Origin of the sequence: Deinococcus hopiensis KR-140, from assembly GCF_900176165.1 — a bacterium.
GTDB classification, from domain to species: domain Bacteria; phylum Deinococcota; class Deinococci; order Deinococcales; family Deinococcaceae; genus Deinococcus; species Deinococcus hopiensis.
In genome coordinates this window covers 2,821,705-2,847,872 of the sequence record NZ_FWWU01000009.1, presented here as the reverse complement: position 1 = coordinate 2,847,872, position 26,168 = coordinate 2,821,705, and the positions used below count along the sequence as shown (strand labels likewise).

Sequence of the window (26,168 nt, the reverse complement as noted above, 5' to 3'; positions counted from 1 at the left end):
TCGCTACCATTCCCCTTCCAAGGTGATGCGGGCCGTGCCCGCCAGGCTCTGGCCGGGCGCGAGGGTGCGCATATCGGTGCCGCCGATGCCGCGCGCCGTGAGGTTAAAGGCGTCGGTGGCGTGGGTCACGGGTTCCAGGGCCAGGCTGCCGTCGGGAGCCGTAAAAACGACGAGGTGCGAGTAGACCGCGTCGGCGGTCAGCACGAGCGCCCTTTCTCCCCAGTCCAGCCGCGCCACCCCGTCCCACGCGGCGTAGGTCTGGTCGATGTTCCGTCCACCCACCCCGGTGGCCCGTTCGTAATCCTCTTCCGGCTGAAGGGGACGTGCCCCACCTGTGGGCAGGTGCCGCGCGTCGGTGTCATAGGTGAGGGGCGCGTGGAAGGAGAGGCGGGCGTCCTGCCCGTCTTGCTCGCGGGTAAAGTAGGGGTGCAGGCCCAGCCCAGCTGGCATCTCGCGGGTATCGACGTTGGTCAGCGTGACGCTGGTATCCAGATGCGGCCCGTGCAGGATGTACTCCACCCGGCCCGTGAAGGCCCAGGGCCAGTTCACGTCGCCAAAGTCACGGCTGTCAAAGTCGCAGAGCAGGTGCTTTTCCGACACGTGCGTGACCCGCCAGGACCGGTTGCGCACGTCGCCGTGCTGGGTCAGGCCATCCGGCGTCGTCGGGCGCAGCTGCACCTGCTCCCCCCGAAAGGGGAAACGTGCCCCCGCGATACGGTTGGAAAAGGGCAGCAGCGTGAAGCTGGCGCACTGGCTGCTCGCCTTCACGTTTTTCAGATCAACGCGCCGCAGCACCGGCCGTCCAGAGCGTGAACGCAGGTTCAGGATGCTCGCGCCCACCTCAGGCACGATCTCCAGCGTGAGGTGTTCGCTGCTCACCGTCTCGATTTGCAGCGTCATGGTTTTCTCCGGGCGCGGGCGGCCTCATACAGCAGGATGCCTGCTGCCACCGAGGCGTTCAGGCTCTGTACCTGCCCCCGGGTGGGGATCTGGATGAGGCCGTCGCACTTCTCGCGCACCAGGCGGCGCATGCCCTCGCCCTCCGCGCCGATGACCAGGGCCAGTTTGCCGCTGAGGTCCGTGCGGGCCACGTCCTGCGCTGCCTCCCCCGCCGCGCCGTAGACCCACACGCCCTCAGCCTTGAGCTGGTCGATGAGGCGGGGCAGGTTTTTCGTCTGTGCGACGGGCAGGTGGCTCGTCGCGCCCGCCGCCGTCTTCGCCACCACGGGCGAGAGCGGCGCGCTGCGGCGCTCCTCCACAATCACTCCGTGCGCGCCCAGCACCTCCGCCGAGCGGATGATCGCCCCGAAGTTGCGCGGGTCGGTGATGCCGTCGAGCAGCATGACGAGCAGGTCTTCGCCCCTGGCCTCGGCGCGGTCCAGGATGTCGTCCACCGTGGCCCAGGCGAGGTCCTCGACTTCCGCGAGCACACCCTGGTGCTGGGTGGTGCCCGCGAGCTGATCGAGCTCAATGCGCGGCGCAAATCTCACCTGAATGTCAAAGGCCTTGAGGTCGCGCACGAACGCCTCTTCGACTCCGCGCGCGACGAGCACCTCCGTCACGCGCCCGTCTCGGAGGGCTTCCAGCACCGGGTTTCGTCCGTACAACAACATGGGGGCAGTGTAACGCCGTGCCCTCCGCAAGGGCACGCTTAAGGGTCAGATCGGCTGACCGTCAAACCGCTTTCCCGGCTCACCCCGGTCCTATTCGGCCCAGTCGTCGCGTTTGCCCGGTTTGGGCAGGGTGGTGTAGATCGCCGGATCGCTGGGATTGCTCGCCGCGATGAGGTGGCGCACCTCGCCCTCGCTGGGTTCGGCCAGCACGCGGGTGAAGTCGGAGGCATTCAGTACCGTTTCGCGCACCCCCCAGCCCCGGCCCTGCGCCCAGTCCACCAGTTCCTTGAGGGCCAGTCCGCCCGCCTCCCCGAAGGCTGGGCCAAAGGCGGGGGCTGTAATCAGCGCCTCGCCTCCCAGGGTCAGCAGGGCGGCGTAGCGCCGGTCGGGGCGTTCCTCCTGCCGGTCGGTGATCAGGATGATCCGTCCGTGCCCCTCGGCCGCGCCCGCCGCCCGGCTGTCCGGCTGGCCTTCGAGGTACGTCAGAACGGCGTGCAGCGTCTGCAGCGGTGCTCCGGGCACCCCGAACGGGTCAGCGACATGCATGGGGCCCAGTGTAGAGGGTCCGTTCACCCAGGGGGAGAGGCGCGGACGGTCTGGCCGGTTGTGGAGGCCCCTCCGGTTCTGGAACGCTATCCTGCCCGCATGACGCAGACGCTGAAAACCATGGTGGCGCAGGCACGCGGCGGCCGCGTGGTGCGGAGCGCCTTTCTTGCGGGCGACGATCTGGACCGCCGATTGCTGGCGGGCGACGACATCCGTCACGTCATCGCGGGCGGCTTTCCCGATGCCCGCCGGGTGGTGCTGACCCTCCACCCGGCGCATATCCCCGAGGTAGACAGCGGCGTGACGGTGCTGCGGGTAACCCCGGGCGCGGGCGGTCCTCCCTGGGACGTGCAGGACTTCGCGGTGCAGCTGCGCCGCCTGAACCTGCCCGAAGACCAGCTCGGCGACGTGCGTGAGGAGCGCAGCGGGGCTTTCCTGATCGCAGCCACCGGCAAGGCCGTGGGCACCCTTGAAGCGCTGACCGAACTCGGCGGGCGCGAGGTGGAGGTCGAGGAAGTTGGGGAAAGCGCGGGCCGGGGCTCCAAGACCCGCGAGGTCGTTGTGCCCTCCATGCGCGTGGACGTGGTGGGAGCCAAGGGCTTCGGTGTAAGCCGGGCGTACTTTCAGCAGGGCATCGACGGCGGCAAGGTGCGCCTCAACGGTCAGGCCGCCCGTGCCAGCTCCGAGATCCGTGAGGGCGACTCCCTCAGCGCCGACGGCCTGGGCCGCATCGACTTTAAGCGGGTGGTCAACGAGACGCGACGGGGTAACTTCAAGGTCGAGCTGGACGTCCACCGGTGAAGGCCGGGGCGTTCCTCCGCCTGCCGGCTGACCGCTTCCGGCTGACGGCTTCCCCTCCATGATCGATCTCACCGCTCGCAATCCCCAGGTCACGCCCGAAGAACTCACGGCGGACCTGAAGCCGAGCGCCCGCTTCCGGAACGTGCGCTTCGAGAACTACCGCCCCAATCCCGACTTTCCCAGCCAGGAGGAGGCGCGGGCCAGCCTCCAGGCCTTCTTGCAGGGCGCGCAGGTGCGGCCCGGCGGCTTTCGCCTGTTTCGGCGCAGCGCGCGTCCAGAGGGCCGGGGGCTGTACCTCGACGGTGGGTTCGGCGTGGGTAAGACGCACCTGCTCGCCAGCACCTACCACGCTGCCCAGGGCAAGCGGGCCCTGATGGGCTTTCAGGACCTGATGCACCTGATCGGCGCGCTGGGCATGAACCGGGCCGTGGAGACCTTCCGCACCCATGACCTGCTCCTGATCGACGAGTTCGAGCTGGATGACCCCGGCAATACCCACATGGCAAACACGTTCCTGGGTCAATTGATGCCGGGCGGCACGGGCGTGGTGGCCACCAGCAATACCGAACCCGGCGCGCTGGGGCAGGGCCGCTTCAACGCCTCGGACTTTCAGCGCCAGATTCAGGGCATCGCCAGCCGCTTTGAGACGCGCCGGGTGGACGGCCCCGACTACCGCCAGCGCGGCACCACGCCGGCCCAGCCCCTCACCCCAGACGAGTTCCGCGCCTGGCTGGCCCGGCAGCCCGAAGCCACGCTCGCTGTGCTGCCTCACCGCAACCTCAACCGGCATCTGCTCGACGTTCATCCCAGCCGCTTTGCCCGGATGCTCGCGGGCGTAGAGGCGCTGGCCGTCACGGACCTCGCCCCCATGCCGGACCAGAACATCGCCCTGCGCTTCGTGCATTTCGTAGACAAGCTGTATGATTTTGGCCTGCGGGCCGCTTTTACCGGCGCGCCGCTGGGCAGCCTCTTCAGCGAGACCTACCGCCACGGCGCGTATGCCAAGAAATACAGCCGCTGCCTCAGCCGCCTGTCCGAGCTGCTGCGCGAGGCGCGGGAGGGATAAGTAGGGAGAAGTGCGGAATGCCGCCGGCGTTCCTACGCCAGTGCCCGCACCTCCGCCTCCAGCGCCTCCAGAGACCCCCGCAGGTCGGTGGTGCGCCGCTCGGCCTCGGCAAGGCGCACTTCCTCGCCCTGGGTAAAGTGGGTATAGGGGCGGATGGCGTCTTGCAGGCGGCTGTCGGCGCGTTCCTGCTCGCGTTCATACTCGCGGCGGATGATGCGTTCCAACGCTTCACGCAACACTGCCACCTGCTGCCGCAGTTGCCGCTGCGCCTGCAGCCGCTTGTTGGGCAGCACGAACAGGCCCAGGCTCCCCAGCGTGAGGCCCGCCAGGATGCCGCCGGTAAAGTCCAGGGCCGTGGCCCCCACCGCCAGGCCCAGCAGGGCGCCCAGCCCGATCCCACCCGCCAGGCCGCCGACACCGCCCTTCACCGCGTCCTCAGCGTCGCGCGACAGCTGCCGGGCGAGTTCCTGCTCGGTCGTCCGTTCCAGGTGGTCGCGGGCGCTGCCGGCGATGCCCTCCAGCAGGGTGCCCCGGTCGTAGGAAAATCGGGTGCGGGCCACTTCTCCGGAAGGCTGGCGGCGGATCAGGAACGCCTGCACGTCCTCCCAGAAGTGAAGGTTGGCCTCTACGAAACGGTCGATCATCGAGCCGAACTGCCGGTCGACGGCTTCGGGGAGGTCCGACACGGCCTCGCGCCGGAAGCTGTCCTCGAGTTCGCGGCCGTTGACCAGGCTGCGCAGATTGCCGAAGCGCAGTTTGCTGTCGATAAAGCGGTCCGCCCGCAACTCGAACTCGCCCAATAGCCGGCCCACCCGGTTGAGCTGGCCGTCCAGTTCACCCAGCATCGCCTCCCTGTGCCGCTCGCCCTGACCTTCCAGATCGCGCAGCACCTGCAGGTCCTGAGTCAGGACCGCGCGTGCAGCCTGCGCCCGGGACTCCTCCGCTGCCAGCAGTTCTCTGGCTGTTCCGAGGGGACTTCGCAGTTTCAGGCGGACCCGTTCATTTTCCGAGAGCCGCGCCCGGAGGGCGTCTCGCAAGGCCCCGAAACCCGCGTCGCCGCCCCGCTGCTCCCGCCGCGCGCTGATCAGAAACACGGGCGGCGTCAGGCCCAGTACCCCGCGCGCGCCTGTTTCCACAAACGCCCGTATCTGCTCCTGCTGTTCGGCCGTCTCCAGCAGGTCTGCTTTGTTGACCACCATCACCACGCTGCGTCCCCAACGCGCGGCCAATGTCAGGAATTGCCGTTCGGTCTCGGTAAAGGGACGGTCCGCGCTTGTCAGAAACAGCACCAGGTCTGCCCGGGGCAAGAAGCCCTCGGTCAGCGTCTGGTGCTGCCGGATGATCGCGTTGGTGCCGGGCGTGTCCACCAGCGCCACCCCTTCCAGGCTGGGCAGGGGATAGGTCAGGCGACTGACGAAGGGATCGCGCGTGGGTTCCATCTCGCCCGGCTTCTCGCCGTGCACCAGGACATAGATGCGGTCCGTGGTTGGCGTGACGCCCTCGGCCAGTACGGCCGCGCCCAGCAGGGCATTGACAAAGCTGCTCTTGCCTGCATTGAACTCGCCCACCACCACCAGCAGGAAACTCTCGTCCAGCCCCTTGATTGCCTGGCGGGCGTGCTCGGCCGCCTCGGGCGGGGCGCCCTGGACCTCCAGAAAGGCCTGAAGGTCCGCGAGGAGCGTGCGCTCACGCGAGAGGAGGGCCTGAAAGTGGGGGGAGACGAGCATGCGGACATAATACTTTAAATGAAGTTGCCTAGTATTAATAATGTTTATAATAAAATATTGGAATGGTTGTATAAATCCTACCGCTGTTTGTTATCTATTGCTGCTCAAAAGAGCGAGTGAAGTTTTCCTGCTTGATGGTGACAAATCTTGGAGTGAGAGGCGGGAGGTCGCCAGCATTTTGGAAGTTGGTCTCGAAGCTCCAGTTGCGGCTGGGCGGGTTATAGAATCTGTACTTGTTTAGATAGAAAGTTCCCGAAGAGTGCTGTGGTTTCGCTAGGCTTACCAACGAACCTCTGTAAACGAACTGTTGTGAGCCAGAGGGATTGTCTCCGTTTGAACCCCACTCTTCATGGAACCGCATCATGTTATGTACTCCCCCGCTAATAGTCATGTTGGCATCGTTATACACTGCTTTTTCATCACCTGTTGAGGCTGTTCCAGCCAACATTGCTGTCTGAATAGTAGTTGCTGAGGTGACAAGGCGGCAAAATAGCGGGTATTGAGATTTAAGATCTGGAGTGGTAGACAGTTGGCCTGCAGAAATTGACCCCTGCAGCTGCTGAGCTGAGCCTGTAGTACCTGCGCTACTGTAAGCATTCCAGGTTTGACCAGAAGTAAAAGTAAATGATGAAATTGTACTAGAGTTTGATGCCTCTGGGTCATCAAAGTTTTGTTTGCCGGTAACATTTGCTTGACTCATATACAGCGAGCTTCCAAGTCGGCACGTACCTGGCTGTGACCAGCTGCTCGAAAGGATGTTCATAGAGTCTGCGAGAATAGCAGAGGGACGCCATCCAGCAGTTCTTGTTGTCGGTGTGTTGTAATTACCTTGGACAAACGCTGCCTGATCCGTGACAAATGTAATGCCCATTGGAATCGGATCTAGAGGATTAGAAGATCTGAGAGTACCTCCATTTTTCAATCGAATGCCATAGTTATTTGGTACAGGAGGATTGGATTGTGAAATGGAAGTTGAAGTGGCGGGGGTCAGGGCACCATTAATCGCATTTGTCAGAATGCCTGCTCCTGGGCTGTCGTCAACAGTAGCGTAGATTACAAGACCGTTGTCGCTGTTATTCGCCAAGCCATCATCGATTCCCAGTACTGTTTTTTGTAGCTGTATGCAGGCAAATAAATTCGGAATATCTAAATCCAGAAGAACCTTGTTAGAGCGTGCACTGGGAGTAGGTACAACTGAACTGCCATAAGAAGAACTGGGAGAATATGCTGGAGAGTCCCAGTTGGAGCCTTCTCGATTGTCCCGGAAACCTGTTGAGAAAGAGACTGCAGTGTTGCAAACGCCGCCTGCCAGAACGGGATTGAGGAGTGCGGAGCCGTTTGCGGCCACAAAAATAGGGTACCAGGTGGTGCCACTTTTCTTAAGAACCACTCTTGCGTCTGCCTTCTGCCAATAGAGTGCATCTCCATTTGGCTGCAGTTGTCCAATTGTAGGTACCTGAACAGGCGTCGTGGCTTTTAGTCTGCCTCCATACAGCTGGCTACTACCGGATGTGACGGCATTGAGTAGGACTGACCTAGCACCCCCACAGCTAATATTATTAGCATTGCCTCCAGCATCATCGATAGTTGTTCCTGACTTACAATAATCAAGGCTCTTCCAGCCGTCATAAATGGCGCCTCCAGAGGAAGTTTGTCCATGTAGTGCCAGATTAGAATCCAGGAATAGGTTGCCATTGGTGTGTACCGGTCCATATAGATTTAAAGGAGCAGTGTTTGAAAATTCAAGATCTTTATCAAAAAAGACGGCAAATTGAAATAGGGGAACAAGCCTGCTTCTGAAGATGAGGTTGGTAATTGCCTCTGGGTTCCCCTTGGAGTTATAGGACTGACTGTACACTGTGTAGGGCGTTTCGATAGCTGTCAAATTCTCAAAATTGTCTCCTGGTGGAATACGTCCCGGACTTGAAGTTCCTACTGAGATAAATGTCTTTACTTGACGACCATTAATGACGGAAGTCTGACAACTGAAGTCTCCAGCCCCCTGATTTGTCGATCCTACACAGGGACTGTCGAGGCTTGGGGATGTACCTGAAGGTGTCTGTTGATTCTCAAAAATCCTTCTTGTTTTCGCGGCTCTTGCATTAAGACCGCCCTCCGATGCATAAAATCCAGCACTGGCATTGTTGCTGTTGGTAGAAGTCCTAGAATTAGAAATTGAGAACGTTGTATAGATGGCAAGTGATACGAGTAGAAGGGCTATCAAAGTAACGACGGTGACCAATATATAGCCTTTGTCTTTGTGACTCACAAGATCTCCTCAGGGCGTAGTAAGGTTGGTGGGACTAGAGGCAACGTTACGCGGATAAATGCTTGCTGTGTATGATTTTTGGGCTGACCCTAGAATAGTAGAGTTTGGAGATTTAGAGCCCAATGTGATGTTGATATTCTTTATTCTTGACCATGGACCGTTGAGACCGATGGACGTAACGTTGGCGGTGGGATTTAATAAATCAGCCGAGGCATTGAGCGTCTGTACGTTAAATGCAACAACCTGTGCCTGAGAGTCCGTTTGTCCACCCAGTGCAAGTATAAGCGTATCACCCAATTTTTTGTATCTTCGCTCATCAACAAGAATAATTTGACTATTGTTGGCTGCGGAGAAATCTGATGAGACAATTGAGTTTAAGGTTATGGACGTTCTATAAAAGCTTCCTGCGGAAGTTGTGGTTGTCAGTCTAGGGTTTACAGATAAGACCACAGCCTTTGCTACGGCTGAAGGTAGGGTAGAAGATGCTGGTCTGTAGAGTATGGCAGCCTGAGGCTGATTACTCTTCGAATCAAAATAGCTTCGCCACCGCTGAACGTTGTCATCGTCATTGTTGGAATCGCCATCGCTGTAGGTGCAGGCGGCCGTAGATACTGTAGATGTGGGTGGGGGACCATTGACCTGTATAGTGTTGCCGCTTACGCTGCATAGCGGTAATCTCGGAATGAGAGTTCGACTGGCAATAGATATGTTGCTTCTGACTATTATTTGTTGCAATGCATTATCTATTTCAACTCCAGATATTCCAAGACCAAAGTCTAAGTTTTCCCCAGCTTGTCTTAGATCGTTAGACAGCATATCTATTGCCCCTTGGGCATTTTGACTTGCAGCCACTCTTGAGGAATCATTTGAAGAAAGTTTTGAAATATTTATATAGTATGTGAAAGCCAAACCAAGGACCATAGCGCCTATTGATGTAGCTACAAGAATCTCGAGAAGAGTAAACCCCTTTTCTGCGAAAGGGAGGTTGGAGGTTCTACAGGGAAGTAAAGAAGGTTTCTGTCTTCTGTAGGAGTTTGCTTCCATACTTAACCTCAAGTCTAATGTAGACGGAATTGGAGTCGCACTGCAGATCTGATGGCATATCCGAGGGACAGAATGTGGAGTTTACTGTGAGCGTGTAGTTATTAACAACAACGGAACTGCTACTGCTTGTCCTTAGTGCTCCATACCCTCCCTGCCTTCTATAATCCTCCATATATTTTTCTGATAATCTTACGGCATCATTTTTAAGTTCGACATTTCTGTTGAGAGAAGCGTTGGCAAGAAGATTTGATACTAAGACTGCCATTACAACACTAAGGACCGACATCGCCACTAGAACTTCAATAAGAGTAAAACCCGAAGACTTGTTCAAATTATATTCCATATACCCTCACTGCGCCACCCAGGGCAACTTCAACGACGTAAGAATGCTTGCCATCTGACACTCTAACGGAGCCTACGGTTGCATCTGATGGGATATATGCAAGGCCTCTGGAGTTGAAGCAAACGACAAGTTTGTAGTTAGCGGGCAAAGAAGCATCGGGCGCTGTAGTGGGAGTACTTATTACAAATGTACTAGGTACTGTTCCTCCAGTTAATTCGCCATAAGAAATTGTTTTTATATTCGTCCAGGATGAAGGTGAAGCCGTGGAGCAATTCTTCGCCTGCTGTATTAATAAGTTCCCACTGCTGCCCAGTAGCAATCTTTGTGACACGGTATTCGATGTAGACTCACTACGTGTGCCTGAGAGTATGCCGTAAACCACTTGAGAAGCATCTCGGGCCGGGTTTTTAAAATTTGCATAGCTAAAGAAACCCACTGAAGCAAGAATTGCAATTACAGCAATTACAATTAAGAGCTCGAGAAGGGTAAATCCCGAACTTCTAAATCCATGTATAAGAGTGTTGGCACTTCTTTCGGCGGTCATGGGCAAGTTGATTCCTCCTTGGCGTTTAAGAAGATGGAGAGGCGAGCGTTGATGGTGGGCTTGCAGTCTTCCCATTTGATATCATTCGAGCTGCCTTGTGGCTCCTCGTCGTTGCAATCTGGCCAGTTTTATAAACAGTCATGAGCTGTATAATAAGAATTCTTAATTCTTTTTTTCTTGTGGTGTAAAATTGGGACTTGCCCAAATTCTATATGTAACCAATTTCTCTCTTTTCCCATGTTGAGTAGCAACACTACCTCTGCCCCAGGGAGTGCGCCATAACTGGACCCGATGCCGGGACGAAACGACGCCGGACCACTGGTGGATCCCCCCGTCAACCCTGACCTACCGGGAATGCCCGAGCCCAATTTCACGCAGAACCCAGGTCCCCGGGGCTTCCCCTTCCCACCTCATGCCGGCGATATGAGAAAAAAGCCACGTTCAGCATAGACAGCGGCAACGGCAGACGAAAGACCCCCAACAAGGTGGTCTTTCGTTTTTAGGATGGTGGGGTTTCTGCCAGGGTCCACCCGTTGGTGCGCAGCCAGGTCCGCCACTGCCGGTGATCTGGCATCAGGCGCTCGACGTGCGTCCAGTAACGGGGCGAATGGTTGAGTTCGAGGAGATGGGCCGCCTCGTGCAGCGCGACGTAGGCGGCCACCTCGCGGGGTGCGCGGCACAGGGCCCAGTGCACCCGGATGTCACCCCGCGCCGTGCAACTGCCCCAGCGGCTCCGGGCACGGCTGAGCCGAACCTGGCGCAGCCGGTCCCCTGCGCCGAGCGCCTGCGCGTAGGCCTCGACCAGGGCCCGCAGCGCGGGTAGGCCCGCTTCCCCGTACCAGGTCTCCACCTGGGCGCGGAGTTCCCGGGACGTTCCCGGCGCCACCCGGACGTCACCTCCCTGCCGCTCTGGAGCGGTGAGGCCGGGAACCAACCGCAGCGTCAGTGTCTCGCCCATGAAGGGGAGGGGAGAGCCGTCCGTCAGGGGACGTGCGTGCTGCGAGCGCTCTACCCCCTCGGAGAGGTGGCCCTCGGCCCAGGCCCGCTTGCTCTCGACGAAAGCCTCAATCTGGCGCAGGGGCAGCGACGCTGGAGCGAAGACCGTCACCGTACCTGTCCGCACCTGCAGGGCCAGCGTGTGCCGCCGGGCACTGCGTTTGAGAACCACGGGAACGCCCCCGACGGTCCATTCGGTGGAGCGTGGGGGGCGCGTGGGCGAGGGGGACATTGCCCCTCAGTATGGCGGACTCAAAGCTGGCTGAAGGTGTCGCAGGTGTTGGGATCGCCGCCCTTGTAGCCGCGCATGAACCACGAGACGCGCTGCTGGCTGCTGCCGTGGGTAAACGAATCGGGCACCACCCGGCCGCGCGACTGGCGTTGCAGGGTGTCGTCCCCGATGGCCTCGGCGGTGCTGACGGCTTCCTGCACGTCGGCCTGGGTGATTTTGGCGAGGCTCTGCACGTGGTTGCCCCACACGCCCGCGAAGCAGTCGGCCTGCAACTCCATTGCCACGCTGTAGCGGTTGGCCTCGGCCTCGGTGTTCGCCTGCTGCTGGGCGCGGGTGATCTTGTCGGCGATGCCAAGCTCGTTCTGGACGTGGTGCCCGACCTCGTGCGCGATCACGTAGGCGTACGCGAAGTCGCCCCCGCCGCCGAGCTGCCGGTCCATTTGACTGAAAAAGGAGGTGTCGAGGTACACCTTCTGGTCCGCCGGGCAGTAGAAGGGGCCGGTCGCGCTCGTGGCACTGCCGCAGCCGCTGCGGGTGGACTGGGAGAACAGCTCCAGCACGGGCGGCGTGTAGGTGCGCCCCGCCTTCTGAAAGATGCCGCTCCAGACCTGGTTGGTGCTCCCCAGAATGCGGTCGACGAAATCGTAGGTCTCGTCGCCTGCGCCCGCCTGTGTTCCTCCGGTCTGACCCGGTCCGGTTTGCGTCTGCCCGGTCTGGGTTTGTCCGCCGGTCTGCGTCGGTTGCGACGGGCCTCCACCCGTGATGGAGCTGGGGTCGATTCCAAAGAACATGGCGATCAGCGCGATAATCAGGCCGCCAATGCCGCCGCCAACGGCAAGGCCGCCTCCCGGTAGGCCGCCGCCCCCCCGGTTGTCCTGAACGCCGCCACCGCTGCTGGGCAGGTTTTTCCAGTCCATCGTGTTCGCTCCTCCGTCCGCTGGGGGCCGGTCCACGCCTCAAACGGCGGCCCGGCTCCCCGATGCTGTGGTGGCCATTTTAGTTCTGCTTGCCTGACGCGGCCTTAGCCAAAGCTGCACCAATAGCCAACGAAAAGCTGCGCCTCCACGTATGTTTTAAGCGCGCAGGCGCAGCGGGTGGGCGAAGGTTCAGTCGGTGGCGGGTGCCAGCTCCGGGATGGGTCGGGGCGCGGGCGGCGTCTGACGGCGGCGCTCGAACTGGTAAAAGACGCTGGGGACCACGAAGAAGGTCAGCAGGGTGGAGGTGATCACGCCGCCCAGAATCACGATGCCGAGGCCCCGGCGGAACTCGGCCCCGTCCCCCTGCCCAAGCACGAGCGGAATGCTGATCACCAGCACCGTCAGGGTGGTCATCAGGATGGGGCGAAAACGCAGTTCGGCGGCCTCAATGAGGGCTTCGCGCAGGGGCAGCGACCCCATGCGCTCGGTCACGAATTCCAGGTACAGGATCGAGTTCTTGGTCGATAGCCCCAGCAAGATCACCATGCCCAGCACCGTGATCACGTCGAGGTCCACCCGAAACAGGTGCAGCGTCCACAGCGCCCCCACGATGGCGAGCGGCACCGGCAGCAGCAGGTAGACGGGATAGCGGAACGAGTTGAACTGTGAGCCCAGCACCAGGTAGGTCAGTAAGATCGCCATGCCCAGCAGGATCGGACCGTAAAACACCAGGTCGCCCGTCAGGCCCGCGCTGCCGAAGGAACTCGCATTGCCCAGGGTCACGTTGCCCGTCAGCAACCCCGCGTCCCGAACCTTCGTGATGATCGTCTCCTGGTAGCTGAAGGGGTTGGGGCCGCCCTTTTTCAGGTTGATGTCGAGGGTGGCGGTATACGCCTTGTTCAGTCGGCGCAGGGTGGCCGGGGCCTGCCGCAGCTGAAAGGCCCCCAGGTCCGAGAGGGTGACGTTGCTCCCCAAGGCCTGCGAGTACACCGTCTGAGACAGCAGGCTCTGCTCACTGCTGATCTGCGCGGGGTCGAGCCGCACCACGATGTCCACGCTCCTGTCCGCGTCGCGCAGGGTGCCCGCCGTGGTGCCGCCGTTGTAGGTCCGCAGCGCCTGGGCCACGTCGCTGGCGCTCAGGCCGCTGCCCGCCAGTCGGCCCGCGTCGGGCACGAAGGTGCGCTCCTGCCGGGTGGCGCTGAGGCTGCTCTTTAGCAGGGTGATGTTCGGGTCTTGCCCGAGCAGGCGCACCACCGCGCGGTTGCGCTCGGTCAGCAGCGTCTGGTTGGGGGCCGTCAGCGCGAGGCTGATGTCGGCGCTGCCCCCCGGGCCGGTCTGTTCGCTGGAGACGCGGACTTCGGCCCCCGGCGTGCTGGCCGTCAGTCTGGAGAGGTCGCGGGCGTAGCGGGCGCTCAGGGTGTCGATGGGTGGGCGCGCCGTCTTGGGCACCAGCGTCAGGGTCAGGGAAGAGGTATTGGCGTTGGTGCCGCCCAACTCGCCGCCCGCGCCCACGCTCGTCTGGATCAGCTTGACCTCGGGGCGCTGAAGCAGGTCGTTTTCCAGCCGGGCCGTCAGGGCGTTGGTGGTGGCGAGGTCCGCGCCGGTGGGCAATTCCAGGTCCACCGTCAGGATGCCGCTGTCACTCTTGGGGGTAAAGGCGAAGCCCACGCCGCGCAGAGCCAGCGGGGCCGAGAGCAGAAAGAGCCCGGCGATCAGCATGACCACCCAGGGACGGCGCAGGGCCGCGCCCACGCTGCGGGCATACGCCCGCGCCACGGCCATCACGGCCCTGTTGGTAATCCCGTGCAGGGTCCCGGTCACGGCTTCGAGCAGGGCCAGCAAGACGGTCAGAACGTAGCGCGCCAGCGTCAGCAGTGCGGGCGCGAGCAGGATGGACAGCGCGGCAACGGCAGGCCGGGGCAGGAGGGTGACCTGGCTCAGCGCTGCCCACGCCCCGGCCCCCGACAGCGCGAGCAGCAGCAGGCCTGGCAGGCGGCGCACGCCGACCAGGGCCTCCCGGAAAAAGCGGGGCAGCTGTGCCAGGACGCCGGGCACGCCCGCCCAGGTCAGCGGCTCGGGGTCTGCTGTGTACGCCATGCGCACCGTCAGAAACAGCAGGCTCTCCAGCCAGCTCATCACGATGGCCGCGGCCAGGCCCAGGCCGAACTGGCTGAAAAACTGTCCCAGGATGCCGGGCATCAGCGAGAGGGGAATGAGGACCGCCAGCAGCGAAAACGAGGCGGCGGTGACGGCGGAAAAGACCTCCGAGCCGCCCAGCAGCACGCTCCGCAGGCGGCTGTAGCCCAGGTCGCGGTAGCGCTGCACGTTCTCCGCCACCACGATGGAGTCGTCCACCACGATGCCGATGGCAACGATAATCGCAAGCAGCGAAATGATGTTGAACGAGTAGCCCATCAGGTTGTACAGCAGTGGCGCGGCGCTGATCGAGATCGGGATGGCGAGCACCACCGCGAACACGGTGTTCAGCCGTCCCAGAAACAGCAGCACAATCACGCCGACGGCCCCGATGGCGATCAGGAACTCCTTGAAGGTGTCGCGCACGGTGCTGCGCGTTTCCTGGGTGGTGTCGCTCGCCAGCGTCAGGCGGTAGCCCGCCGGAAGGGGCTGGGCTTCCATCGCTCCCCGGACCGCGTCGGAAACGGCCACGCTGTTCGTGCCGCTGCCCTTGCGCACGTCGAGCAGCACGGCGGGTTGGCCGTTGACGCGGGCGTAGCTCGTCGCGCTCGCCGAGGCGTCGCGCACGCTCGCCACGTCGCTCACCCGCAGGCCGGAGGAGGCGTCCACCAGGGTGCGCTCCACATCACCCAGCGAGGTCGGCGTGTTGCGGGTGGAAAAGCCGACGGTGTTGCCGCTCTGCGTCAGGTCCCCGGCGGGCAGGTCGAGGGCAGAGGCCTGCAGGGCCGCCGTCACCCGCGCGGGCGTGAGGTTGTAGGTCTGCAGCCGCGCCGGGTCAAGCAGGACCTGAATCTGCCGTTTGGGTCCCCCCGAGACCGTCACGTCGGCCACGCCCTTTACGCGCTGCAGCCGGGGCACCAGGGTGTCTTCGGCGTAGCCCACCACGTCCGCCGTCCGCGCCGGGCCGCCCAGCAGTGCGAGCGTCAGGATGGGGGTGGCGTTGGGGTCGAACTTCTGCACGACGGGTGCGTCGCTGTCACTCGGCAGGGTGCCGCGAATGGACGCCACCGCCTGCGACACGCTGTTGGCCGCCGAGTCGACGTTGATCCCGTCGGCAAAGGTGATGACCACCGCCGACTGGTTGCTCACCGAGGTGGTGTTGATGTCCACCACGCCGCTGATGGAACTGATCGCGTCCTCGATGCGGCGGCTGACCTCGCGGTCCACCTGATCGGGCGTCGCGCCGCTCCACGAGGTGCTGACGGCCAGCACGGGCACCTCGAAGTTGGGCAGCAGCTCCACACCCAGCCGCGTGGTGGCGATCAGCCCCAGCAGCACGGCGACGAGGAAGATGCCCAGCGAGAAGACGTAGTTGCGTACGCTGAAGCGCACGCCCGGATGAACGGCGGGTTCGGGCGTGCCGTCGGGCAACGTTCCGCGCGGCAGATTCAGTTCGGGAGGCTCGTGGGTGCTCACGGCGCGGCCTGCCCGGAGCCCTCGCCCAGCTGGGCGCCTGCCCGAATGCCCGCGCCGTCCTGCAGGCTGGGCGGCACGGGCGAGATCACCCGCACGCCCTCTTCCAGTCCCTGCACGGCGACCTGTCCCCCGGACTCGGCCACCACGCGCACGGTTACGCGCCGGGCAACGCCGTCCTCGGCCAGATACACGGCGTTCTCACCCCCCTCTACGCTGATCGCGCTCGTCGGCACGAGGACGCCCCGGCCCAGCGCGGCGCGGTAGCGAATCTGGGCCGTGCCTCCCACCGGCAGCTGGCCCCCGCCCTCCACCCGCGCCTCCACGGGAACGAGGCGGTCCGCCCCCGCCACGCCGCTCGCGCCCTCGACCGTCGCCACGTAGTTCGCGCCGCCGTAACTCAGGTTGAGTTTGGTCCCGGGCCGCAGCACCCGCGCCTCGGCGGGCGGCACGGTAAAGCGGGCGCGCAGCCGCCGTTCGTCCACCAGCCGGAAGACGGTGCCACCCTGATTCACGAACTCGCCCACCTCCACCGGCAGGCTCGCAACCAATCCCGCGAAGGGAGCGCGCACCTGGGTTCGGTTCAGATTTTCCTCAGCCTGCCGCACTCCCGCCTGGGCGGTGCTCAGCTGGGCCTGCAGCAGGGCCACGCTGCTGCTCTGGCCGCCGCGCCCGTTTTGCGTGAGGGTGTTCTGCGCCTGGGCCAGCGTGCTCTGCGCCTGTGCCAGGGCGCTGCGCGAGGCGTTGAGGTCCGCCTGACTGATGCCCCCGAGGCCGTAGAGCTGCTCGGCGCTGGCCGCGTCCTGGCGCGCTTTGGCAAGTCCCGCCTCGGCGGCCTGGACGCCGGCCTGCAGCGAGGCGGTGCCCTGCGCCGTGTTCGTCTGCGTCTGCTGCAGGCTGATCTGCGCCTGCTGCACCTGCAACCGGGCGTTTTCCAGGGCCTGCCGGGCCGAGGTGTCGTCCAGCCGCACGACGACCTGCCCGGCTCCCGCGCGCTTGCCTTCCTGGGTCAGCACCGCCGTGACGGTTCCGCCCGTCTGCGCCGCCACGTTGCTGTCGCGCTCGGCCTGCAGGGTGGCGGTGGCGGTGCGCACCACGTTCAGGCTGCCTGTGCGGGTGGTCAGGGTCCGCACGGCGAGGGCGGTGGTCTTGGGGGGTGGCGCGTCCAGATCATTCCCAGTGGTCTTGACGGTGGTTTTGGTGGTCTGCGCCTTGCCTCCACCCGGCGCGCAGCCCGTCAGGAACAGCAGGGTCGCGGGCAGCAGGGTGAGGGGCAGCGCGGCCCGCTGTGGGAAACGGGTCAATGGACTCACCTCACCAGTCCGGTCACGTCGGTGCCCGAGGCCGCGCCCAGGACCGCCAGCGAGCGCCACAGGTTGTCCTGCGCCTGGGTCAGGGCAAAGGCCGCCTGCTGGGCCTGAACCTGCGCCTGCTGCACCTCTACGGCAGCGGCGGTCCCCGCCTTCAGCTTGGCCTGCGTCTGGGTCAGGGTGGTCTGCGCGTTGGCGAGGCTCTGGCGGGCCAGGTCCACCCGCTCCTGCGCGTCTTGCACCGTGCGGTAGGCGTCGCGCACCTGGGTCAGCGCCCCGCGCTGGGCCGTCTGGAGGTCGCGCCCCGCGTTGTCCAGCGCCACCCGGGCGTCTTGCAGGGTCCGGACCGGCGTGTAGTCGTTGTCGGCAAGCCTCACCTGCAGCGCCGCGAGGTCCGCGCCCTGGGCGGCCTGCACCAGCGTGGGCAGGCGCTTTTCCAGCCCGGTTTGCAGGGCGGCGAGGGTGACGCTCAGTTTGGGCGGGGTGGGCGGCGCGCTCAGGCGCAAGTCGGTCCCCGTATTCACGCCCAGCGTTCGGGCGAGTTGCGCTTCGAGCACCGGCAGCTGCGCGCGGGCGTCGGCGAGTTCCTGACGGTTCTGGTTCAGGCTGGCCTGCGCGCGGCTTACGTCCAGCGCCGTGGCGACGCGGGCGGCCAGACGGGCCCGCGCGATCTGCAGGTTGCGCTCGTCGAGGCTGACCTGGGCCGTATTCAGGTTGATTTTCCCCGAAGCCTCAAAGGCCGCCAGGTACTGCGACACCACGCTTTGCGCCACGCTCAGCTTGGTGCCCGCGAGGGTCGCCTCGCCTGCCGCCGCCGCCTGCTCGGCCTGGGTCAGCGACGTGATGATGCTGGTGGGGTCTGCGCGGGCCGAGCGCAGGGCGGCCTGTGCCTTTTGCAGGTTGGCGCGGGCGGTGGTGACGTCGGGCCCACTGCCCAGGGCGCGGGTCACGGCGTCGGGCAGCGACAGGCTGAGGGTCTGAGCGGCGGCCAGGGGCGAGAGGAGTGTCAGGGCAAGGGTGAGGGGCAGGTGTTTCATGGGCGGGCCTCCGGAGTGGGTGCGGTTTGGGTGGATGGAGTTGCCGGAGCGGCAGTCAGCAGCGTGAGGTCGAGTTCGGCGCTGCTCTGCGCCAGCCGCAGCGACGCGAGGAAGGCCTGGACGCGGGCGTTTTCTTCTCCCAACGCGGCCTGGCGAAGCTGCAGGTTTGCGTCCTCCACGTCCAGCGCCGTGACCAGTCCAGCCGCCAGACGGGCGCGAGCGGTCCCCTGCGCTTCCTGGGCCTGCCGCAGGGCTCCGCGGCGCGACGCGAGCGTGTCCAGGGCGGTCAGCAGGTCCGCCTGCCGTTGCCGCACCTCCAGTTCCACGCTCTGCCGCGCCGTGGCCAGGGCCAGTTCAGTGCCCTGCACCGCCACCTCCGCGCTGCGGACGGAGACGCGCTTGTCTCCCCCCACCAGCGGCACGCTCGCCGTCAGGGCCAGGGTCACCCCGGTGGGCTGCTCTCCCGGGGTCCGGACGGGCACCCGCGCCTGTCCGGCCAGCACGCCGGTCTTGGCATTGAGGCTCGCCCCCACCGTCCAGCCCGCGGGACTTTGCCCCGCACCCAGTTGTCCGTACTGCACGCTGGCGTTCAGCTCGGGCAACCCGGCGTCCAGCCGGGCAGCTTGCAACCCCGCCTGGGCGTCCAGCAGGTCGTTCTGGGCTCCCGTGACCTCGGCCCGTCCGGACAGCGCGCGGGCGATCACGGCGTCCACCGCCGTGGGGAGCTGGGGCTCGGTGGGCAGCGCACCGTAGGCGGCGGGATCGGTGGGCAGGAAAACGGGTTGGCCCAGCAGGTTGACGAGCTGCCGGGCGGCGAGGTCTGCGTCTCCCCCGGCCTCGCGTTGCCGGGCCTGGGCATCGGACAGCGCCTGCTCGCGGGCGAGCAGGCCGGAGAGGGGCAACACGCCGGCCTGCCGCTGGGCCTGCGCCACCTGCAGCTGCCGTCCGGCGAGGGTGGCCTGGGCATCTGCGAGGAGGCGGGCCTCCTGGGCATTCCGCGCGGCCCAGTAGGCCTGCACGGTATTCAGGGTGAGCGTGGCCTGGGCGGCGCGGCGTTCGGCGGCGGCGCGCAGGAGGGACCGCTGGGCCTGACGCACGGCTTCAAGGGGAGGGGACCAGGGAAGAACGGCGATGGAAGCCTGGGCGGTGAGGGTGGCGCTCAACTGGGTCTCGCCGGAAGCGGCGGGAAGCTTGACGGCGTTCGCCTCGGCCCCAACGGAGAGGTTGAATCCGGCGCGGGCCTGGGCCGCGGCGAGGGCGAGCTCGGCACTGCGGTAGCGCAACTCCGCACTGCGCCACCCTGGAGAGCCGCGCAGCTGCGTCAGCACCTGACCGAGCGATAGCGCTGAGCTGGGGCCCGGCGATGCGGCAGCGGGAAGCGGAGCAGGGCTGGACAGCTCCGTCTGCGCCAGCGCGCTTCCACCAGCCAGGGCCAGCGAGAGCAGAAGAACAAGGGGAGGAGAACGCATAAAGACCTCGGTGGGCACCAGGGGTGGAAAAAAGATTAGAGAGCCGTCACTCACTTATTCTTCTCGCCATGTCTGGTTTCTGTTGTGGCGGTGGCGGGAGGACTTCTTGAGAACGCTTTGGTGAAAAAGGCACTTTTCGACCCATCTCACCCACAGTGTGGGGTGCGCCTCCCCTTCGCGCATCCGCCTAAAGGAGGGGAAGGCCGCGGGCACTCAGGGCTCCAGGCCAGGCCACACCACATCCAGCAGGCCGCGCACGAAGCGTCCTGGGTCGATATGCTCCCGCGCGGAACAGGGCAGCATTTCCAGATGCACGTACTGGGTCAGGGCACCCATCAGCAGCAGGGCCGTCACGTCGGCGTCGAGTGGGCGTAGCCGTCCGCGCCCCGACTCGGCGCGCAGGTAGTCGGCCACAGCCCGGGTGTCTTGCTGAACGGGGTGATTGAGCGTCTCCAGCAGGGGATTGTGGGAGGGGTCGTGCCCGCGTGAGAACACCAACATCAGGTGGGGCACCACCCGCGCCGCGTGGTCCAGAAAGTGCAGGGCCGCACGTTCCAGGTTGCGCCGCACGTCCCCCTGACCTGCCAGGCCCGAGAGTTCCTCGCGCCAGGAGGTAAAGTCGCTCAGGCCGATGGCTTCGGCAAACAGGTCCTCCTTGGTGGGAAAGCGCTTGAACAGCGTGCCTTCCGAGATGCCCGCGCGCCGGGCGATCTCCGCCGTGGTCGCCGAGAAGCCCTGCTCCAAAAACACCTCGCGGGCCGCCGCCAGAATCTGCGTGTCGCTGATGGTGCGGGGGCGGGCCATAAGTGAGTATGTACTCGTTAATGCAGGATGAAGATGTAGGGGGCAGCACACTTCCCCCATGGTCCCGCCGACGGGCGAGCGCTGCCCTTACCGCTCTTCCAGGGCCAGTCCCACCAGGCGCGTGACCAGTTCGCTGTAGCTCAGGCCGGCTGCCTCGAACAGCTTGGGGTACATGCTGGTGGTCGTAAAGCCGGGCATGGTGTTTACCTCGTTCAGGAAGAGGTCGCCAGTCTCTTCGACGTAGAAGAAATCGATACGGGCCAGCCCCGCACAGTCCAGCGCCCGGAAAGCGGTGAGGGCCAGCGTCTTCACGCTCTCGGCGATCTCCCGCGGCAGCGGTGCGGGAATGTGCATGTCGGCGCGGCCTTCGGTGTACTTCGTCTCGTAGTCGTAGAACTCGGCGTCGAAGCGCAACTCGCCCACCGGGCTGGCGATGGGGGCGTCGTTGCCCAGGATGCCGATTTCCACCTCGCGCGGTTTGTGCGGCGTCATGGCTTCCAGAATCACGCGGCGGTCCAGCCGAAAGGCGAGGTCTAGGGCCGATTGCAACTCCTCGGCGCGCCGGACCTTGCTGATGCCCACGCTCGAGCCCAGGTTGGCGGGTTTGACGAACAGGGGAAAGCCCAGCTCGGCGGCGCGCGTCAGGACCTCTCCAGGGCGCTGCTGCCACTCACGCCGCAGGGCCAGCCGCCACGCCACCTGCGGCACGCCCGCCGAGGCCAGCACCTGCTTGGTCATCACCTTGTCCATGCTGACTGCCGAGCCCAGCACTCCCGAGCCCACGAAGGGAATCCCAGCCAGCGTGAGCAGGCCCTGGATGGTGCCGTCCTCACCCATCGGGCCGTGCAGCAGCGGAAATACGGCGTCGTAGCCCTCGGCACTCGCCGCGCGGTGCAGCACCAGGTCGCCTCCGCCCTGGGCCTCGCCAGTATCCAGAGCACGCTGGGTGTCGCTGGGGGGCAGCCAGCGTCCCTGTTTGCTGATCACCACGGGCGTCACGTCGAACTGGTCGCGGGGCAGTGCCGCCAGGACGCTGCGGGCACTTCGCAGGCTCACTTCGTGTTCTCCGGACTGACCGCCCGCCAGCAGCAGGATGCGCTTCTTCACGGGGGGCAGTATGCCACTCAACACGCTGGACAGCCTCATAAACAGTATGAAACGTATTGAAAAGTGCGGCGCAGACTCCTTTTCGCTCTCCGGGAATTCTCACATCCGCCGCTTTGCCTACGCTATGATGCCGGTTGTCTATCCACACACGATGCGCCCGCTATGCAACTCAGGTTGTCTGATGCGGCGTATCACCTGCCCAGGAGGCACAATGAAGAAATTCGCTCTGCTCAGCTCTCTGCTTCTCGCCGGCGCGGCCCTGGCCGCCACCCCCAAGGATACCCTCGTCGTTCAGCAGTCCTCCGATACGCCAACGATCGATCCCGGCGCAACGTATGACACCGGTAGCGGCATGATCGTCGAAAACATCTATGAGACCCTGCTGACCTACAAGGGCAGCAGCCTGCGTGAACTTGAACCCCTGCTCGCAACCAAGTGGGCGATCAGCAACGCCGGTAAGACCTACACCTTCGATCTGCGCAAGAACGTGAAGTTCCACTCCGGCAACACCATGACTTGCCGTGATGCCGAGTACACCTTCGAGCGCAACCTGGTGACCAACTCCGCCGAGTCGGGCAACTGGTTCCTGTCCGAGTCCCTGCTGGGAACCAGCAGCAACGCGGGCGACGACAAGTCCATTACCTGGGCCAAGATCGACAAGGCTGTGGAGTGCAACAGCAATGGCCAGCTCGTCTTCACGCTGCCTAAAGTGGACCCGGCGTTCCTCGCCAAGCTGGCTTTCGTGGGCCAGAGCGTGGTGGACAGCAAGTACGCCATTGGTCTTGGTGAGTGGAAAGGCACCGAGGCCGACTGGAAGAACTGGATTGGCAAGGACCTGCAGGGCAGCAAGCTCAGCGCGGCCCCGAGCGGCACAGGCGCGTACAAGCTCGTTCGTAAGGACGCCAACGCCATCCTGATGCAGGCCTTTGACGGCTACTGGGGTAAGAAGCCCGCGATCAAGAATGTGGTCATCCAGAAGGTGCCTGAACTCGCGGCACGTCAGCAGGCCTTCTTGCGCGGTGACGCGGATATCGTCGAGCCAGGCAGCCGCGCCAATGTGGAGGAGCAGCTCAAGGGCAAGCCTGGCGTCGTGGTGGTCGACGACCTCGCGAACGTGAACTCGACGGCCATCTTCATGAATGAGAACATCAAGGATGCGGGCCGTCTGGGCAGCGGCAAGCTGGACGGTAGGGGCATCCCCGCCAACTTCTTCAGCGACGTGAACGTGCGCCGCGGCTTTTCCTACGCCTTTAACTACGCCCAGTACATCAAGGACGTACAGAACGGTAAGGGCAAGCAGCGCACCATGCTTCTGCCGGACTCCTTCCCGGGGTACAGCACCAAGGTCAAGACCTACACCTACGACCCCAAAAAGGCTGCCGACTACTTCAAGCGTGCCTGGGGTGGGAACGTCTGGAAGAACGGCTTCACGCTGAATGTGGCCTACCGCGCGGGAAGCGTTGCGGCCCAGACGGCGATGGAGATCCTGAAGAAGAACGTCGAAGGGCTGAACCCCAAGTTCCGCGTGAACATTCAGGCCAAGGAATGGTCGGCGATGCTCAACGACTCCAAGGCTGGCAAGGAGCCCATGATCCTTCTGGCCTGGGCACCCGACTATGCCGACGCGGACAACTTCCTGTACACCTTCTACTCCAGCAACGGGTACTACTTCCCCCGCAGCAACTGGAAGGACGCGCAGGTGGACAAGTGGCTGGAGCAGGCCCGCTCCACGCCCAACCAGGCGGAGCGTAACCGTCTGTACGCCCTTGTCGGCCAGCGCGCCTACGAGCAGGCTCCGTTCATCCTGATTCCCGGCGGCGTCAACCTCAACGTGGTGCGCGACAACCTCGTGGGGGCCTCGGCCAAGACCTACAACCCCATGACGAGCTTCTTCGGCACGGGCACCTTCTTCAAGGACCTCAGCAAGAAGTAAGCGGGACCACCCAGGACGGGGGGGCGCACTTGGCCCCCCCGCCCATCTGTGTTTTGGGTGCTTCGCCTTTCCAGACGCTGCGTTTCTCAGAAAGGTCCGCACCCCTTCACAAGTCGGGTACCCTCATGAACAATAGGGCCACATATCCACTTGCCTAGAGGTCTCGCATGCTCAATTTTATCGTCCGCCGCGTCATTCAGATTCCCCTCGTCATGCTCGCCCTGTCGGTCCTGATTGTGGGCCTTACCATGCTGCTCACGCCGCAACAGCGGGCCGCCGGTTACATCCGTAGCGAGCAGCAGGCCGCGCAGATGGACCGCATCATCCGGGACCGCGGCCTGGACCAGCCCTTCCCCGTGCAATACGGCAAGTGGCTGAAAAGCACCCTGTCGGGCGACTTGGGCTTTTCCAAGGCCAGCAGCAAGCCTGTGCTGGATACGATCGGCGAGCGGCTGCCCAACACCATCGAGCTGAGCCTGGTCACGGCCATTCCCATCATTCTGATTGGGGTGTGGCTGGGCACCCTCAGCGCCCTGCACAAAGACCGGCTGCTGGACCAGTTTCTGCGCGTCTTCGCGGTCATGGGCAACAGCCTGCCTTCCTTCGTACTGGGTATCGTGCTGCTGACCGTGCTGTACGGGTACCTTGGCTGGCTGCCGGGCGCGGGACAACTGGAGGTCATTAACCAGTTCAGCGTGGGTGACATCAAGCGCTACACCGGTATGCTGGGCATTGACGCCCTGCTCAACGGGAAGTTCGCGGTCGCCCTCGACGTGTTCCGGCACATGGTCATGCCCGCCCTGACCCTGATCATCATCAACAGCGCCACCATCCTCAAGGTGATGCGCAACAGCATGCTGGAATCGCTCACCAGCGACTACGTGCGGACCGCCCGGGCCAAGGGCCTGCCCGACAAGGCCGTGAACCTCAAGCACGCGCGGCGAAACGCCCTGCTGTCGGTGATCACGCTGGGCGGTTTCCTGATCATCGGTCTGCTGAGCGGTTCGGTGATTACCGAAACCATCTTCGCCTACCCGGGGATCGGGCAATGGGTGGTGCAGTCGGCCTTGCAGCTCGACGTGTCTGCCGTCCTCGGCTTCGCGCTGCTCTCGGCCCTGATCGTGGTTGTGGTCAGCACCCTGACTGACATTCTCTACGGGGTCGTGGACCCGCGCGTGAGGTTCGACTGATGACGACGACGCTCCAGGTTCCGCCCAAACGCCGCGAAAGCCGCCTGCAGACCTTCCTGTCTTCCCGTCCCGTCATGAAGCTGCGGCGCAACAAGCTGGCGATGTTCGGCCTGTTTATCATGTCGCTGTTCATCCTGACGGCCATGTTCGCGCCGATGATCGCGAGGCCCTCGGCCGAAGCCGGTGGCAACTGCCTGCGTGACCTCAACCTCAGCAGTCCCAACCAGATTTATAATCCCGCGGGTGGCGGCTTCTGGCGGGCCCTGTTTGCCGCGCCGCCCAGCTGCTACTCCATCGAGCGAGAGAGCTTCTCGCCCACGCCCAGCGCGCCCAGCGCCGAGGCCCGCTTCGGCACCAGCCAGGGATACGACATCTTTTACGGCCTGGTGTGGGGCACGCGCAGCATGTTCAAGCTGGCCCTGATCGTCGTGAGCATCACGCTCGCGGTCGGGGTGGTTATCGGCGCGATCAGCGGCTTTTACGGTGGCTGGATCGACAACCTGATTCAGCGCTTTATCGATGTCCTGTTCGCCCTGCCCGGCCTGGTGCTGACCATCGTGCTGATCACCTTCCTCAAGGCGCGCAACCCCAGCGTGGACCCGTCGCTACCGATTATCCTGGCCTTTACCCTGACCGGCTGGGCTTCTTACGCCCGCATCGTGCGCGGTGAGGTGCTGCGGACCCGGCAGCTCGAATACGTGGACGCCGCCCGCTCGCTGGGTGCCCGCGACTGGAGACTGATCCTGAGGCACGTGGTTCCCAACAGCCTTGCGAGCGTATTGACGGTGGCCGTGCTGGACCTGGCGACGGTGCCCCTCAACGTGGCGGCGCTGTCCTTCCTGGGACTGGGGTATCCCACCGGGTACGCCGAGTGGGGCCAACTGGTGGACTTCGCCCGCGCGTGGCTGCAGCCCCAGTTCTGGTACGTGATGGTCTTCCCGGCCATTTTCATCGTGCTGTTCAGCCTGGGCTTCAACCTGTTCGGCGACGCCCTGCGTGACGCCTACGATCCCAAGAGCCGCTGAACCCGGCCTCTTGCCCCCGCTGCCCCTGGCCCCCGCGCCGGGGGCTTGTTCTTTGGTCCTGCGCCTACCGGGTGCGCGCCCACACCTGCAGGTCGCCGTCTTCCTCATCCCAGGCGGCGCCCACCTGCGTGAAATCCAGTTTCTGCAGTACGCGGGCGCTGGCCGTGTTGGTGACAGCCGTTTGTGCTGTCACGCGCCGCACAGCCGGATAAGCGAGCAGGTCAGCCACGAGGGCGCTCACCGCCTCGGTCGCGTACCCCTGACCGCGGGCCCCGGGATTCAGGCCGTAGCCGATTTCCACGTCTCCCCGTTTGTCCGGCAAGCCCTTGGTCCCCATCTGACCGATGGCGGTGGCCGTGGCCCGCTCCACGAGGGTGAGGTGCCGCTGCGCCTCCCCCTGAGGAAAGTCGCGCTGCCACACGGAGAACAGCGGCAGAATGTCACCGGGCCAGTCGGGCGGATAGGTCACGGCCAAGGGTCCCCGGGAAGTGGGCACTGCAGCCGTGAAGCGCTCCTGCCGCAGTCGGGCCCCGATCACTTCGGGCGTGAGGGGCACGAGGAGGAGGCGCGGGGTTTCGGTGTTCAT

General features: G+C 63.9%; 22 protein-coding genes. 5 read left to right on the top strand and 17 right to left on the bottom strand.

Going from position 1 to position 26,168, the window contains the following annotated elements; genetic code table 11:
• Positions 1-3: 3 nt before the first annotated feature.
• From B9A95_RS27220 to B9A95_RS27210, 3 genes are all read right to left on the bottom strand, one after another.
• Complete coding sequence (locus B9A95_RS27220; protein WP_084050250.1) at positions 4-900, bottom strand: aldose 1-epimerase; 897 nt, start codon at positions 898-900, stop codon at positions 4-6.
• Positions 897-1,613: a 23S rRNA (guanosine(2251)-2'-O)-methyltransferase RlmB gene (gene rlmB, locus B9A95_RS27215; RefSeq protein WP_084050247.1), complete on the bottom strand. Its 717-nt coding sequence runs from the start codon at positions 1,611-1,613 to the stop codon at positions 897-899. Before rlmB ends, B9A95_RS27220 begins: the two co-directional genes overlap by 4 nt.
• A gap of 90 nt (positions 1,614-1,703) precedes the next feature.
• Positions 1,704-2,159: a DUF3197 domain-containing protein gene (locus tag B9A95_RS27210; protein WP_084050244.1), complete on the bottom strand. Its 456-nt coding sequence runs from the start codon at positions 2,157-2,159 to the stop codon at positions 1,704-1,706.
• A gap of 99 nt (positions 2,160-2,258) precedes the next feature.
• On the opposite strand from B9A95_RS27210, the gene B9A95_RS27205 reads away from it, so the two are divergent.
• Positions 2,259-2,960: a S4 domain-containing protein gene (locus B9A95_RS27205; RefSeq protein WP_084050241.1), complete on the top strand. Its 702-nt coding sequence runs from the start codon at positions 2,259-2,261 to the stop codon at positions 2,958-2,960.
• A gap of 58 nt (positions 2,961-3,018) precedes the next feature.
• A complete protein-coding gene (gene zapE, locus B9A95_RS27200) occupies positions 3,019-4,026 on the top strand; it encodes a cell division protein ZapE (RefSeq protein ID WP_084050238.1) in 1,008 nt (335 codons plus the stop codon).
• A gap of 32 nt (positions 4,027-4,058) precedes the next feature.
• On the opposite strand, the gene B9A95_RS27195 is transcribed toward zapE, so the two are convergent.
• The 13 genes from B9A95_RS27195 to B9A95_RS27140 form a co-directional block, all read right to left on the bottom strand.
• Positions 4,059-5,753, bottom strand: coding sequence for a dynamin family protein (locus B9A95_RS27195; RefSeq protein WP_084050235.1), 1,695 nt, complete (start codon positions 5,751-5,753; stop codon positions 4,059-4,061).
• A gap of 94 nt (positions 5,754-5,847) precedes the next feature.
• Complete coding sequence (locus B9A95_RS32755; RefSeq protein WP_139807003.1) at positions 5,848-8,022, bottom strand: hypothetical protein; 2,175 nt, start codon at positions 8,020-8,022, stop codon at positions 5,848-5,850.
• Positions 8,023-8,031: 9 nt separating this feature from the next.
• Positions 8,032-9,066 (bottom strand): PilW family protein, encoded by a 1,035-nt coding sequence (locus B9A95_RS27190; protein WP_084050233.1) that lies wholly within the window; start codon positions 9,064-9,066, stop codon positions 8,032-8,034.
• Complete coding sequence (locus tag B9A95_RS37320) at positions 9,017-9,409, bottom strand: type II secretion system protein (RefSeq protein WP_084050230.1); 393 nt, start codon at positions 9,407-9,409, stop codon at positions 9,017-9,019. Before B9A95_RS37320 ends, B9A95_RS27190 begins: the two co-directional genes overlap by 50 nt.
• Complete coding sequence (locus tag B9A95_RS27180; RefSeq protein ID WP_170928785.1) at positions 9,399-9,953, bottom strand: pilus assembly FimT family protein; 555 nt, start codon at positions 9,951-9,953, stop codon at positions 9,399-9,401. The genes B9A95_RS37320 and B9A95_RS27180 overlap by 11 nt, the downstream gene beginning before the upstream one ends.
• 499 nt (positions 9,954-10,452) lie before the next feature.
• Complete coding sequence (locus tag B9A95_RS27175) at positions 10,453-11,181, bottom strand: M48 family metallopeptidase (protein WP_084050223.1); 729 nt, start codon at positions 11,179-11,181, stop codon at positions 10,453-10,455.
• Positions 11,182-11,201: 20 nt separating this feature from the next.
• Positions 11,202-12,098: a KPN_02809 family neutral zinc metallopeptidase gene (ypfJ, locus tag B9A95_RS27170; protein WP_084050220.1), complete on the bottom strand. Its 897-nt coding sequence runs from the start codon at positions 12,096-12,098 to the stop codon at positions 11,202-11,204.
• A 189-nt stretch (positions 12,099-12,287) separates the two neighbouring features.
• Positions 12,288-15,710: an efflux RND transporter permease subunit gene (locus B9A95_RS27165; protein ID WP_084050218.1), complete on the bottom strand. Its 3,423-nt coding sequence runs from the start codon at positions 15,708-15,710 to the stop codon at positions 12,288-12,290.
• Positions 15,707-17,020, bottom strand: coding sequence for an HlyD family secretion protein (locus B9A95_RS27160; RefSeq protein WP_245808514.1), 1,314 nt, complete (start codon positions 17,018-17,020; stop codon positions 15,707-15,709). Before B9A95_RS27160 ends, B9A95_RS27165 begins: the two co-directional genes overlap by 4 nt.
• Positions 17,017-18,054: a TolC family protein gene (locus B9A95_RS27155; RefSeq protein WP_084050215.1), complete on the bottom strand. Its 1,038-nt coding sequence runs from the start codon at positions 18,052-18,054 to the stop codon at positions 17,017-17,019. The genes B9A95_RS27160 and B9A95_RS27155 overlap by 4 nt, the downstream gene beginning before the upstream one ends.
• Positions 18,051-19,577, bottom strand: a complete 1,527-nt coding sequence (locus B9A95_RS27150) for a TolC family protein (protein ID WP_245808513.1) — start codon at positions 19,575-19,577, stop codon at positions 18,051-18,053. The genes B9A95_RS27155 and B9A95_RS27150 overlap by 4 nt, the downstream gene beginning before the upstream one ends.
• Positions 19,578-19,736: 159 nt before the next feature.
• Positions 19,737-20,327: a TetR/AcrR family transcriptional regulator gene (locus B9A95_RS27145; RefSeq protein WP_084050213.1), complete on the bottom strand. Its 591-nt coding sequence runs from the start codon at positions 20,325-20,327 to the stop codon at positions 19,737-19,739.
• Between the two features lie 87 nt (positions 20,328-20,414).
• A complete protein-coding gene (locus B9A95_RS27140) occupies positions 20,415-21,434 on the bottom strand; it encodes a D-alanine--D-alanine ligase family protein (protein ID WP_084050210.1) in 1,020 nt (339 codons plus the stop codon).
• Positions 21,435-21,645: 211 nt separating this feature from the next.
• Between B9A95_RS27140 and B9A95_RS27135 the strand changes: the two genes are divergently transcribed.
• From B9A95_RS27135 to B9A95_RS27125, 3 genes are all read left to right on the top strand, one after another.
• The gene (locus B9A95_RS27135) at positions 21,646-23,367 is read left to right on the top strand and encodes an ABC transporter substrate-binding protein (protein WP_084050207.1); all 1,722 of its coding nucleotides are present in this window, start codon (positions 21,646-21,648) and stop codon (positions 23,365-23,367) included.
• A gap of 167 nt (positions 23,368-23,534) precedes the next feature.
• A complete protein-coding gene (locus B9A95_RS27130; protein ID WP_084050205.1) occupies positions 23,535-24,557 on the top strand; it encodes an ABC transporter permease in 1,023 nt (340 codons plus the stop codon).
• Complete coding sequence (locus B9A95_RS27125) at positions 24,557-25,582, top strand: ABC transporter permease (RefSeq protein ID WP_084050203.1); 1,026 nt, start codon at positions 24,557-24,559, stop codon at positions 25,580-25,582. The genes B9A95_RS27130 and B9A95_RS27125 overlap by 1 nt, the downstream gene beginning before the upstream one ends.
• A gap of 64 nt (positions 25,583-25,646) precedes the next feature.
• Here the strand turns inward: B9A95_RS27125 and B9A95_RS27120 are convergent, their stop codons facing one another.
• Positions 25,647-26,168, bottom strand: a complete 522-nt coding sequence (locus B9A95_RS27120; protein WP_084050200.1) for a GNAT family N-acetyltransferase — start codon at positions 26,166-26,168, stop codon at positions 25,647-25,649.

Coding starts and splice junctions, on each gene's coding strand:
- B9A95_RS27220 (WP_084050250.1), bottom strand. CDS start 900: ATGACGCTGCAAATCGAGACGGTGAGCAGCGAACACCTCACGCTGGAG.
- rlmB (WP_084050247.1), bottom strand. CDS start 1,613: ATGTTGTTGTACGGACGAAACCCGGTGCTGGAAGCCCTCCGAGACGGG.
- B9A95_RS27210 (WP_084050244.1), bottom strand. CDS start 2,159: ATGCATGTCGCTGACCCGTTCGGGGTGCCCGGAGCACCGCTGCAGACG.
- B9A95_RS27205 (WP_084050241.1), top strand. CDS start 2,259: ATGACGCAGACGCTGAAAACCATGGTGGCGCAGGCACGCGGCGGCCGC.
- zapE (WP_084050238.1), top strand. CDS start 3,019: ATGATCGATCTCACCGCTCGCAATCCCCAGGTCACGCCCGAAGAACTC.
- B9A95_RS27195 (WP_084050235.1), bottom strand. CDS start 5,753: ATGCTCGTCTCCCCCCACTTTCAGGCCCTCCTCTCGCGTGAGCGCACG.
- B9A95_RS27190 (WP_084050233.1), bottom strand. CDS start 9,066: ATGGAAGCAAACTCCTACAGAAGACAGAAACCTTCTTTACTTCCCTGT.
- B9A95_RS37320 (WP_084050230.1), bottom strand. CDS start 9,409: ATGGAATATAATTTGAACAAGTCTTCGGGTTTTACTCTTATTGAAGTT.
- B9A95_RS27180 (WP_170928785.1), bottom strand. CDS start 9,953: ATGACCGCCGAAAGAAGTGCCAACACTCTTATACATGGATTTAGAAGT.
- B9A95_RS27175 (WP_084050223.1), bottom strand. CDS start 11,181: ATGTCCCCCTCGCCCACGCGCCCCCCACGCTCCACCGAATGGACCGTC.
- ypfJ (WP_084050220.1), bottom strand. CDS start 12,098: ATGGACTGGAAAAACCTGCCCAGCAGCGGTGGCGGCGTTCAGGACAAC.
- B9A95_RS27155 (WP_084050215.1), bottom strand. CDS start 18,054: ATGAAACACCTGCCCCTCACCCTTGCCCTGACACTCCTCTCGCCCCTG.
- B9A95_RS27145 (WP_084050213.1), bottom strand. CDS start 20,327: ATGGCCCGCCCCCGCACCATCAGCGACACGCAGATTCTGGCGGCGGCC.
- B9A95_RS27135 (WP_084050207.1), top strand. CDS start 21,646: ATGAAGAAATTCGCTCTGCTCAGCTCTCTGCTTCTCGCCGGCGCGGCC.
- B9A95_RS27130 (WP_084050205.1), top strand. CDS start 23,535: ATGCTCAATTTTATCGTCCGCCGCGTCATTCAGATTCCCCTCGTCATG.
- B9A95_RS27125 (WP_084050203.1), top strand. CDS start 24,557: ATGACGACGACGCTCCAGGTTCCGCCCAAACGCCGCGAAAGCCGCCTG.
- B9A95_RS27120 (WP_084050200.1), bottom strand. CDS start 26,168: ATGAACACCGAAACCCCGCGCCTCCTCCTCGTGCCCCTCACGCCCGAA.